The sequence below is a fragment of the Paenibacillus ginsengihumi DSM 21568 genome, assembly GCF_000380965.1.
Taxonomy (GTDB): Bacteria; Bacillota; Bacilli; order Paenibacillales; family NBRC-103111; genus Paenibacillus_G; species Paenibacillus_G ginsengihumi.
In genome coordinates, this window is record NZ_KB905552.1 from 40343 (window position 1) to 51790 (window position 11448).

The window sequence follows — 11448 nt, forward strand, 5'->3', positions numbered from 1 at the left end:
AGAATGAAACGATTTTATAGTGTGCTTGGATGGATCGCCATAGCGTATATGGCGGCCTTGTTTCTTTATCCGCTCTTGAACGTGCTGACGACGAGCCTGAAGTCCGGGGGATCGTTCTCGCTCGAGCAGTACGAGAAAGTGTTCTCTTCCGCCGTCTACATGAAGGTGCTCGGGCGGACCATGGGGATCGCCGCGGTCAGCACGGTCATCTCGCTCGTGCTCGGCTATGCGCTGGCCTGGTTCATCGCTTCGCGGCGCCCGAGCTCGCAGGGCATTTGGCTGATGCTGATCATTTCGCCGATGTTCATGAGCCTGACGGTCCGGCTGTACGGCTGGCTGATTATTCTCAGCAACGACGGGCCGGTCGCCGCGGTCTCCAGGGCGCTTCGCTTCAGCCAGGAGGTGTCGCTGCTGTTCTCGAATTTCTCGGTGATCGTCGGCATCGTCCACTACGTGCTGCCGTTCGTCGTGCTGAATATTTATACCTCGCTGAAAAAGCTGAACCCGTCTCTGCTCGAAGCGTCGATGATGCTCGGGGCGTCGTCCGCGCGGACATTTTGGCGCGTGACGTTCCCGCTGTCGCTGCCGGGCGTATTCGCCGGCGGGTCGATCGCCTTCGCGCTGGCGGCCAATACGTTCCTCGTTCCGCTCATGCTCGGCGGCCCGAAGACGAACCTGCTGTCCAATATGGCCTACGACGCCACGATTACGATCGGGAATTTCGGGCTCGGTTCGGCGTTGTCCATCGTGCTGCTGGCGATCGTCGTCATCGTGCTCGTCCTGATGGGCGTTCTGGAGAGGAGGGGGCACCATGCGTAGCGCTCTCCGCGCGGCAGGCTATCTGGCGATCGCGCTGCTGCTGCTGTTCATATTAGGTCCGATGCTCGTCATTGTGCCGGTCTCGTTCGGTTCCTCGGGAATGTTCCAGTTCCCGCCGAGCGGCTTCTCCCTGGAACGGTACGGCCAGCTGTTTGCGGACGACCGCATCATGTCTTCGATCGGGCTCAGCCTGGGCATCGGCGCGGCATCGACCGTGATCGCCGTGCTGGTCGGGGTATTGGCGGCCGTCGGCATCGCGCGCGGCGGCATTCCGTTCAAGGGCATGCTCGAATCGTTCTTCCTCGGCCCGCTGATCGTGCCGCTCGTCACAACAGGGATCGGGTTTTTGATTATTTTCGTGCCGATGGGCATCGTCGGCTCGCCGGTGAGCATCGCCTTAGCGCATTCCGTCGTGATCTGCCCGTACGTGATCCGAATCGCGACCGCTTCGCTGCGCCAGCTCGACCCGGTGCTGGAAGAGGCGGCGATCGTGCACGGTGCGAAGGAAGGCTACGCGTTCCGGACGGTTGTGCTGCCGCAGCTCGTACCGGCGATGATCTCCGGCGGTCTGCTCGCGTTTCTCGTCTCGATCGACGAGTATACGGTCACCAGCTTTTTGATCCAGGCGAATACGATCACGCTGCCGGTGCGGATATACCAGCTCGTCTCGCTGGACATCAATCCGGTCGTGACGGCGCTGGCAGGACTGACGATCATGCTTTCGTTCATCGTCATTTTTGTACTCGAGAAGAAATTCGCCATTCACAAATATTTGGAAATGTAAGAAAGGAAGCGCATGGAAGTGAGCAAACAAAACTTCGGCATCATCGGATTTCCATGGGACGGCGGCGCCTCGCTCGGCAGGCCCGGCGCGCGGTACGCCCCCAAGGCGATTCGCGAGAACGCGCAGTGGCTGATCAACCGGATTCAGGACGGCAAAGTATACAATGTCGAGAAGCGCGAGCTGATCGATCTCAGCGACACGCAAGTGATCGACTGCGGCGACATCGATATCGTGGCTTACAGCACGGAGGCGACATTCGCAGGCGCCGAGCGGAAAATCGGCGAAGTGCTGGACCGCGGCGACTTTCCGTTCATTCTCGGCGGCGATCATTCGATCTCGTATCCGGGGATCAAGGCGCTGCATGACCGGACGGAAGGCAAAATCGGCATTATCCAGTTCGATGCCCATCTCGATCTCGTTGACGATTCGCCCGTGCAGGGCAAGTTTTCGCAAAGCAGCCAAATGCGCCGGGCGCTCGAGCTGCCCCGCGTCCAGCCGGAGCATATCGTCCAGATTGGCGTTCGAAGCTACAACTATCCGTGGTACGGCCAATATTTGCAGGAAACCGGCATTGTGCAGTTGACCGCTCGCGAGGTGCACGGGATGACCGCGGGAGAAGTCGTCCGCCGCGCGCTCGACGCCTGCAAGGGCGTGGACAAGATCTATCTGACATTCGACATCGACGTGCTCGATCCGGCGTTCGCTCCGGGCTCCGGCGCGAACGAGCCGGGCGGACTGACGCCGGTGCAATGCTTCGCGATTCTGGACGAATTGTACCCGCATATTCACGCCATGGATATCGCGGAGGTCAACCCGCTGTACGACCCGCAGAACATTACGAGCAGCATGGCGGCCCGTGTGCTGTTCGACTGTCTGACGGTCAGAGCGCGGGGATAACGCGGGTGACAGCGGCGACTGGCTCAAGCTGGGCCGGGTAGGCCGGTAGGCCGCGGCACCGCGCACAAGCGCCCCGACTGTATCCTCGCCTTCGGTGCGAGGTGTGTTCCGCGCAAAGCGCCATAAATTAAATAACAAACTTTAAATGAACACCGATTCTGTGCGAATCGGTGTTTTTTATGCTCGCTAGCCTTCGAAGTTTGCTTTGCTGGGCTAACGCTTGTCACAAAGCTTATTCGTCTCGAAATGCCTGATTTGGTTTTTTAACGCTTATGAGAAACCTTAATCTGCATTTTTGGCGATCAAATTCAGGGTTTCCGGCAAAATAACGTTTCTCAGCTTCGTTACAATTTTAAATACATGCGATTCATCAAAATAGCATCTAACATAAGCGTTAGAGATTATATTGTGATCTAGAAGGTCCATTTTCATAATAGCCCACGGTATATGTTACCAAGCACTGATTGCGGTTCTGAGTCAGAAATTTTGTGGAAAAACATGCTTTGCTGAATTAATATATGTAAATAGTAGGAAAGGGAGGGGTGTTATGGTTCGTTTCTACATCATGCTCGTAGGTGCATTGGGAATGATCCTTTCTGCATGTTTGAGTGCATATGCGAAAGCGAATCCCGGAGTCGGTCCGGTTGGAAACGGGCCGGATTACGACGAAATAATGTGGCAACTTATAAAAAGACTTACCGTAAGCTTCGCTTTTCTTGCATACGCAATCTACGGGATTCTTAAGAACAAGAAAAGCAACACGAAATCTTGATGAGGCTTAACTGAGAACGGCCGACCAAACGCGAAACCGCTTGTGACTTTGACCAAGTCATTGAGCGGTTTTTTTATTTGCAAACTTTCGCGCAAAAATGTATTGTAATGCGCAAAAACGCGTGTTAAAATGATCGCAAATGAACATAATTCCGATTGATATGAGTGTATAACCGCGCATACGTGCGCGAACGAACCGCCGATTCCGGTGTTAAGCAGCCCCGGCGAAGCTCTTCGGCCGTCACGCGCGGTCTGGAGTTCATATATATTTATCCCTGAAAACGGAGGTGTTCTGTTGGTGAGTACCACGCTAACGGAAACAGAACAAGTATATTCGCGCACGATGCGTCTGATTGAACCTCATGTCGTACAAGAGCAGACGATCGAAAGGGAGGTTCCCCGGGGGTTTGTCGTCGTTGAGCCGACGCTGGCCAGCATATGCCATGCCGATCTGCGTTACTTCGGAGGCCAGCGGAGACCGGAGGTGCTCGCCAGGAAGCTGCCGATGGCCCTGCTTCACGAAGGCATTGGAACCGTGACCGGAGGCCATTCGGCCGCTTTGGCGAAAGGGCAGCGAGTGGTTATCGTGCCTAACCTGCCGGGCTATTTGCTGAACGATGTGCCGCCTGAGCAGTGCTGTCCCGCCTGCAGAGGGGACATTCCGGACAATTACTGCTCCCGCGGCCGATTCCTCGGAAGCGGCACGGACGGGATCGCTCAGAGCCGGCTCGTCCTTCCGGAGAAATGCGCTATCCCGATCCCGGATGCCATCCCGGACGACATCGCTGTGCTGGCGGAACTGTGCAGCGTCTCGTATCGGGCGCTGCGGCCGGTCGCTGATAAGCTAACGCATGCTCGGGTCGCCGTGTTCGGCGACGGGCCGGTAGGCTATTTGACGGCGGCGATGCTCCATCACGCCTTCGGGGTGTCGTCCGATCGCCTGACCGTATTCGGCGCCATTCGCGAGAAGCTGGACCAGTTCGCGTTTGCCAGAACCGAGATGGTGCAGAGCTACGACTTTCTCTCCGGCGAGAGGGCCGATATCGTCGTGGAATGTACGGGAGGTCGGTTCAGCGAAAGCGCCCTGAATCAAGGGATCGATCTGCTGAAGTACGGCGGTCATCTGATTGCCATGGGGGTAAGCGAGGAGCTTGTTCCGCTCAATACGCGCGATGTGCTGGAGAAGGGGATCACTCTGTACGGCAGCAGCCGCAGCTCGGACAGCGATTTTCGCGAAGTGCTGAAGGTGATGGAGCAGGCTGATTGCCAGCATACGCTGCGCCGGCTCGTGCCCGACGCTTATATCGCGGTAAACAAGGCGGACGACCTAGCCGTCGCGCTTGAAGCGGCATTGGCTCATCGCGACTGGAAAAAAACGTACCTCGAATTCCATTGGTAAGCAAGCGAAAAAGACGAAGCCATTCGGCATGAATCATGAAATGACATATAACCGGTTTCCAGCGGAGGATGGAGCCCGATCGGCAAGCACAGCCTACCTCCGCATCTCCGGTCACATCGAATTTATATCGCTATGGCTCATATGCTTGGCAAGACCTTGATAAACGGCACATCGTTCGATAACTAAAGACGACGAAGCCGTTTATTCCGAAGCAAATTTGAAAGCGCAACCATTGTTTTACAAACAATTAATATGCGCATAACATTTCGATTACATTGAATCTATACAATAGCTTCGTGCACAAATGAGCATTTATGAGCCGAATCATTTCTCCAATTTGGCAAAAATAAACAAAAAGAATCAACGACGACGGGAGGAGAGACCCTTTGGCATCCATCGAATTTGTGAACGTCACGCAAGCTTTTGATAAAAACGTCATTATTCAGGACATGAATTTGCGCATCGAGGACGGGAAGTTTACGGTGCTGGTCGGTCCTTCGGGCTGCGGCAAGACGACGCTGCTGCGCATGATCGCGGGGCTGGACCGCCAGACGTCGGGCTCGGTGCTGATCGACGGCAAGGATGTCACCTCCATTCCTCCAGGCCAACGAGGCGTGGCGATGGTGTTTCAGAACTACGCGATTTATCCGACGATGTCCGTGCGGGAAAACATCGAGTTCGGCCTCAAAAACAACAAGGTGCCGAAGGAGGAACGCACCCGCCTGGTGGAGAGCATCAGCGAGACTGTAGGCCTGCGTCCTTACCTCGACCGCAAGCCGTCGACGCTGTCCGGTGGGCAGCGGCAGCGAGTGGCGCTGGCCAGGGCGATGGTCAAGAAGCCGTCCGTCTTTCTGATGGACGAACCGCTGTCCAACCTGGATGCCAAACTGCGGGTGCAGATGCGCATCGAGCTGATCGAGCTGCACAAGCAGTTGGGCACGACGTTCGTGTACGTCACGCACGATCAGGTGGAGGCGATGTCGATGGCGGATACGATCGTGCTCATGAACGAAGGCCGCATCCAGCAGGAAGCCGCGCCGGAGACGATATACCGCCAGCCGAGCAATTTGTTCGCCGCGCAGTTTATCGGCGTGCCTCCGATGAATATCGGGAAGCTCGGGACAGACGGCGTAAGCTTCGGATTCCGGCCGGAGAGCGGCGTCCTATCGGACGAGCGGACAGGTGCGCATTATTGCGTCAAGGGGACGATCGTGACCCGGGAAATGCTCGGCTCCGAGACGATTTATCAGGTGAAGACCGGACCGCATGCTTTCATGATCAAATGCACCGAAGACTTGTTCACGGCCGATCGGGAAGTGTACCTTTCCGTCGATTCAGACAAGCTGTTCTTCTTCGGGGAGGACGGCAGCCGCATCGCTCCGAGCGATCGGCGCGTCGACGATTACTTGAGGGCGCTGCGAGGGAATGTCTATGTTTAAACGGTCTATTTGGCCAGCTGTCCGTCCCTATGTCATGATTTTGCCGGCGATGACGGGCATAATCCTGTTCGTCATGTATCCGATTTTTTACTTGGTCAAGCTTAGCCTGTATCAGTACAATCTGCTCAACAAGGACAAAAGCAAATTCGTCGGCCTCAACAATTTCAAGGAAATTTTCTCGCGGGACGATTTCTATAACGCGCTCTCCATCACGGTTATCTACACGGTCGGCGTCGTCGTTCTGACAATGGCGCTGTCGCTGCTGATCGCCGTATGGCTGAGCAAAAACACCCGCATCAACGCCATCGTGCAGGCTGGCATTTTCACGCCGCACATCATCTCGATCGTCTCGATCGCTCTCGTCTGGATGTGGCTGATGGAGCCGAATTACGGCTTGTTCAATTTCGTGCTGAAGACGGTAGGGCTGCCCGGCTTGCCTTGGCTGCAAAGCTCAAGCACCTCGCTGATGTCTGTCATCATGGTCTCGGTATGGCAGAACGTCGGGTATTACGCCCTGATCATTGTCGCCGCGCTGAAGAGCATCCCGCCGACCATTTACGAGGCCGCCGCGCTCGACAATGCCAGCAAGTTCAAGGTGTTCACCAAGATCACGCTGCCGCTGATCTCGCCTCAGCTGTTCTTCATCCTGATCATTATGACGATCGGCTCCTTCAAGGTATTCGATACGGTCAAAATGATGACGGGCGGCGGCCCGAACGGCTCGACGACGACGCTCGTGTATTACATTTACGAATTCCGGACGAACAGCATCGGCTACGCATCCGCGACCGGCGTTGTCCTGATGGCGATCATCGCATTGCTGACCTTCGTCTATTTCCGGCTGCTGTCTCAAAAAATCCATTATCAATAAGCTGTTGAGCAATGATGACAAGGAGGTGTCTGTCTGATGCTTGCGCCGCAGGTGAAGAAAACGGAAGCGGTGAGAGAGGGAATGGCATTCGGTGCGGTCCGGCGGACTCTGAATTATGCGCTGAAGGTCATCGTCCTCGCACTGTTCGTTTTCCCGTTCTTATGGATGATTTCCACGTCGCTGCAAACGTTCGAGGAGACGATGACTTTCCCGCCGACGTGGTTGCCCGTCGTTCCGCAGTGGATCAACTTTGCGGAGGCGATGAGCGCCGGTCCTTTCGTGACCTATGCCAAAAATTCCGTCATTGTCACCGTCTCGATCATCGTCCTGCAAATGGCGGTGATGATCCCGGCCGCCTACGCATTTGCGAAGTACAAGTTTGCCGGCCAAAAGCTGCTGTTCTCCATGGTGCTGCTGGCGTTCATGATTCCCGGTCAGGTGACGTTCATCCCGGTCTATCTGATGCTGGCGGACTGGGGGCTGATTCAATCGCTGTGGCCGCAAATCATTCCGTTCATGTCCAACGCCTTCGGCATCTTCCTGCTGCGGCAATATTTTATGCAGATTCCCCAGGAGATTATCGAGTCGGCTCGCCTGGACAACGCCAGCGAATTCAAGATTATGCGCCAAATCATGATCCCGATGTCGATGCCGGCGCTGGCCACGATCGCCCTGTTCAGCTTCGTCAGCCATTGGAACGATTATTTCTGGCCGCTCGTCATGACCGACTCGGCCGCCGTCCGGCCGCTGACGATGGGCATCGCAATGCTTCGGGAGACGGAAGGAATCAGCAACTGGCACATCATCATGGCCGGCAACGTCGTGCTGGTCGTTCCGATTCTGATCGTCTATCTGTTTGCCTCCAGGCAAATCGTCAAAGCGTTCGTGTACTCGGGCATCAAGTAAAGCCATGCGGCCAGCCGGCCCGCGCAAACCAAACATAAACGGAGGATGGTTCCATGAAAAAGAAGCTTACATCCATGATGCTCACTGCCGCCCTTGTTCCCGGTCTGTTGGCCGGCTGTTCCGGGGGCGAATCGCAGCAGGGAAGCGCCTCGCAAAGCGGCAGCCAGCCGTCGGCCTCGGGGCAATCGGGCAAGACGAAAGTGCTGTTCTGGCATTCCCTGGGAGGCAAAAACGGGGAATATATCAGCTCGATGATTCAGCGGTTCAACGAATCGCAGGACAAGATCGAGGTCGTCGGCGAGTTCCAGGGCTCTTACGACGAGACGGTGACCAAGCTGCAGCAGGCGATCGCGGCCAAGAAAGGGCCCGATATCACGATGCTCGAGCGGGCTTACGTCCAGATGTTCGCGGATGCGGAAGTGCTGGAAGATATGACGCCTTATATGAAGCAGTCCAATATGAGCCAGGACGATTTTGCGGCTGGACTGATGGGCCACTCGGTTTTTGACGGCAAGCTCGTTTCCCTGCCATTCAACCGTTCCACGCCGATCCTGCACATTAACAAGACGATGTTGGATGAGCAGGGCCTGGCCATTCCCAAGACATGGGACGAGCTGAAGAAGACGGCTGAGGCGCTGGTGGTGAAAGAGAACGGCGAGTTCAAACGGTACGGCTTCAGCATGCCATACGATACGTGGTACCCGATTGCGATGATCAGCCAGGCGAAGGGCAAGTTTTTCAACGACGAAGGCACCTCGATCGGGTTCGCGGGCGGAGAAGGCGTCAAGGTGTTCAAGTTCCTGAAAGACCTGCAAAATTCGGGAGCGCTCTATTACCCGCCGGCGCAAGACTCCGGCAATATCGTCAACCAGATGTTCACCAGCGGCAAGATTGGCATGATGTTCCAGTCGACGGGCGTGATCGGCGGCTTGGCAAGCAGCGTCAACTTCGACTATGTGACAGCGTATCTGCCGATGGACCAGGTCTATGCGACGCCGACCGGCGGCGCCAACATCGCCATGCTGGCCAATTCCGGCAGCAAGGAGGCGGCGTGGGAATTCGTTCGCTGGATGATGACGGACCCGAAGGGCGGCCAGCAGTTTATTCTGGATTCCGGCTATTTGCCGTTTACGAAGGCGATGGTAGAATCCGCGCCGATGAAGGAGCTGTGGACGAAGGAGCCGAACCGCAAGGTAGCCTACGATCAGCTGGAGTATGCCGTCGACACGAACAAGCATGTCGCCTGGCCGCAGGTGATGCAGGAATTTTTCAAAGCGATTCAGGCGATCATGTACGATAACAGCAATATCGAGTCGACGCTGGACACGTTCAAGAAAGAGGCGGAACGCCTTCTCAAGCAGTAATATGCTAGTGGCCGCGATAGCGGAAAAAAGAGCCTTCCCTAAGCAGGGGGGCTCTTTGCTTTGCCGTTTTCGTGCAAATCGAGCGGCTTGTCGTTGATGCTGCTTGTATTTTTGGATTCCGGTAATGTGAATCTATAGCAAAAAACGCCGCTTTCCAATGATGATTTGTAATAAAACATAACATAAAATTTCGAAGTTGTGAAAATTCCAATAAAAACAGTCTTCTATTTATAAAAAATACAAAGACAATCTTGTTTTATTGTAATATAATGTGACACATAACAAAATTAAATCTCCATTTATGTTAGGTTAAATGACATAATTGATGGCGAAAGGGGACAAGCGTCATGGTTCAAATCGAAGCGGTACCGTACCGCTGGCCGTACGACGGGAATCTCGATCCCCGCAGGACGGCGCTGCTCATTATTGACATGCAGACGGATTTTTGCGGGAGCGGGGGATATGTGGCGCAGATGGGCTACAATATTTCGCTGACTCGAAGGGCGATTCGGCCGATTCAGGCCCTGCTGCAGCGGGTCAGGCAAATCGACGGGTTCACGGTCATTCATACGAGGGAGGGGCACAAACCCGACTTGTCCGACCTGCCGGCGAACAAGCGGTGGCGAAGCAAGCAGGCCGGGGCGGAGATCGGCTCGAACGGACCGGCAGGCCGCATTCTCGTCCGGGGCGAGCCGGGGTGGGAAATCATCGAGGAGCTTGCGCCACTCCCGGGCGAGCCGATCATCGACAAGCCGGGCAAAGGTAGCTTTTACGCGACCGATCTGGACCTCATTCTGAAAAACAGAGGCATCACCCATCTGATTTTGACCGGCATTACGACGGACGTTTGCGTCCATACCACGATGCGCGAAGCCAATGATCGGGGCTACGAATGCCTCATTCTGGAAGATTGCACGGGGGCGACGGACGAAGGAAACCATATGGCCGCTTTGAAAATGGTGACGATGCAGGGAGGCGTATTCGGCTGCGTCAGCAGCTCGCAGCAGGTGCTTCAGGCGCTTGAATCGTTTGCGCCCGGCACCTAGCCTGAGAATTTGACGATGACCGTTGGCGAATCCTCAACAGCCGAAGGCGACGCCCGACGATGAAGCATTCATTCGTCGTAGGCGTCTCACTAAACATAAACGAACGGAGTGGGAGCAATGAGAAAAAGAGCCGGGAAATCCATACTGTTATTGTTCGCTATCATGCTGGTGCTGCTTTCGGCCTGCGGCACGAGCGGCTCATCCGGAGGGGAACAGGCCGCAGGGAACGGCGATTCCGGCGGCGACAAGCCGCTGAAGAAGGTCGTGCTCCGCTTGAAATGGGTGCATCAGGCGCAGTTCGCCGGCTTCTATGCCGCCGCGAAGCAAGGGTATTACAAGGATGCGGGATTGGACGTCGAAATTCGGCCGGGCGGCTCGGACTTTCCGTCGGTGCAAATGGTCGCCTCCGGCAGCGAAGACTTCGGCGTGACCGGGGCGGACCAAATTTTGCTGGCGCGCGAGAAGGGCGTCCCGGTAACGGCCGTTTCTACCATCTACCGGGAAACGCCGTTCGTGCTGTTCAGCCTCAAAGAATCGGGAATCGCCTCGATGGAGGATCTGGCTGGACAGAGGGTCGGCGTCAAGCTCGGCGGCAACGAGGAGCTGACGTTCCGCTCGATGGTGGCCGGCGCCGGCGTCGACGGCTCGAAGATCGACGAGATGCCGGTGAAATACGATCTGAGCCCGCTGCTCAGCGGACAAGTGAAGGCATGGCCTGGCTATGTCATCAACGAAGTGCTGGCAGTAGAGGAGCTCGGTCATGAGGTCAACCTGATCAAGCCCGCCGACTATGGAATCAACTTCTATGCCGATACGCTGTTTACGAAGCAGGAATTGATCGATAAAGATCCGGAGCTCGTCAAAAGCTTCGTGCAAGCCTCGATGAAAGGATGGGCTTACGCGCTGGAGCACCCGGAGGAAGCGGCGTCTTACGGTCTGGAATACGCCGACAATCTGAAGCTTGAGCATGAGGTCAATATGATGAAGGCGAGCGTTCCGCTGCTGCAGCCGGACAATTTGCCGCTCGGCAAGATGGATTCCGCGGCGTGGGAGACGCTGCAGAAGAGCTTGATCGATCTGAAGTTTCTGAAGAAAGAGCAGTCGCTGAAGGATGTGTTCACGAACGAGTTTTTGGAATAGAAGGGAGCGATT

Annotated in this window: 10 protein-coding genes; all 10 read left to right on the forward strand. The window is 55.8% G+C overall.

The features are described from left to right. The first annotated feature begins 3 nt into the window (after positions 1-3). The 10 genes from F591_RS0104205 to F591_RS0104255 all read left to right on the forward strand — a co-directional run bounded on the left by F591_RS0104205 (position 4) and on the right by F591_RS0104255 (position 11436). On the forward strand, positions 4-819 hold the full coding sequence (locus F591_RS0104205) for an ABC transporter permease (RefSeq protein ID WP_169445833.1): 816 nt from the start codon (positions 4-6) through the stop codon (positions 817-819). Then, positions 812-1603, forward strand: a complete 792-nt coding sequence (locus F591_RS0104210; RefSeq protein WP_019533338.1) for an ABC transporter permease — start codon at positions 812-814, stop codon at positions 1601-1603. Before F591_RS0104205 ends, F591_RS0104210 begins: the two co-directional genes overlap by 8 nt. A gap of 12 nt (positions 1604-1615) precedes the next feature. After that, a complete protein-coding gene (locus F591_RS0104215; protein WP_019533339.1) occupies positions 1616-2500 on the forward strand; it encodes an agmatinase family protein in 885 nt (294 codons plus the stop codon). Between the two features lie 1069 nt (positions 2501-3569). Further along, positions 3570-4670, forward strand: coding sequence for an alcohol dehydrogenase catalytic domain-containing protein (locus tag F591_RS0104225; protein WP_245580978.1), 1101 nt, complete (start codon positions 3570-3572; stop codon positions 4668-4670). A gap of 386 nt (positions 4671-5056) precedes the next feature. Next, positions 5057-6109 carry an ABC transporter ATP-binding protein gene (locus F591_RS0104230; RefSeq protein WP_019533342.1) on the forward strand — a complete coding sequence of 351 codons (1053 nt, stop codon included), beginning with the start codon at positions 5057-5059 and terminating at the stop codon, positions 6107-6109. Then, positions 6102-6980, forward strand: a complete 879-nt coding sequence (locus F591_RS0104235) for a carbohydrate ABC transporter permease (RefSeq protein ID WP_026326364.1) — start codon at positions 6102-6104, stop codon at positions 6978-6980. Before F591_RS0104230 ends, F591_RS0104235 begins: the two co-directional genes overlap by 8 nt. 81 nt (positions 6981-7061) lie before the next feature. Next, positions 7062-7886 (forward strand): carbohydrate ABC transporter permease, encoded by an 825-nt coding sequence (locus F591_RS0104240; protein WP_026326365.1) that lies wholly within the window; start codon positions 7062-7064, stop codon positions 7884-7886. 53 nt (positions 7887-7939) lie between these two features. Continuing rightward, entirely contained in the window at positions 7940-9250 is a 1311-nt protein-coding gene (locus tag F591_RS0104245) for an ABC transporter substrate-binding protein (protein WP_019533345.1), read from the forward strand. A gap of 347 nt (positions 9251-9597) precedes the next feature. After that, the gene (gene biuH, locus F591_RS0104250; RefSeq protein WP_019533346.1) at positions 9598-10296 is read left to right on the forward strand and encodes a biuret amidohydrolase; all 699 of its coding nucleotides are present in this window, start codon (positions 9598-9600) and stop codon (positions 10294-10296) included. A gap of 117 nt (positions 10297-10413) precedes the next feature. Further along, a complete protein-coding gene (locus F591_RS0104255; protein WP_019533347.1) occupies positions 10414-11436 on the forward strand; it encodes an ABC transporter substrate-binding protein in 1023 nt (340 codons plus the stop codon). Positions 11437-11448 lie beyond the last annotated feature (12 nt).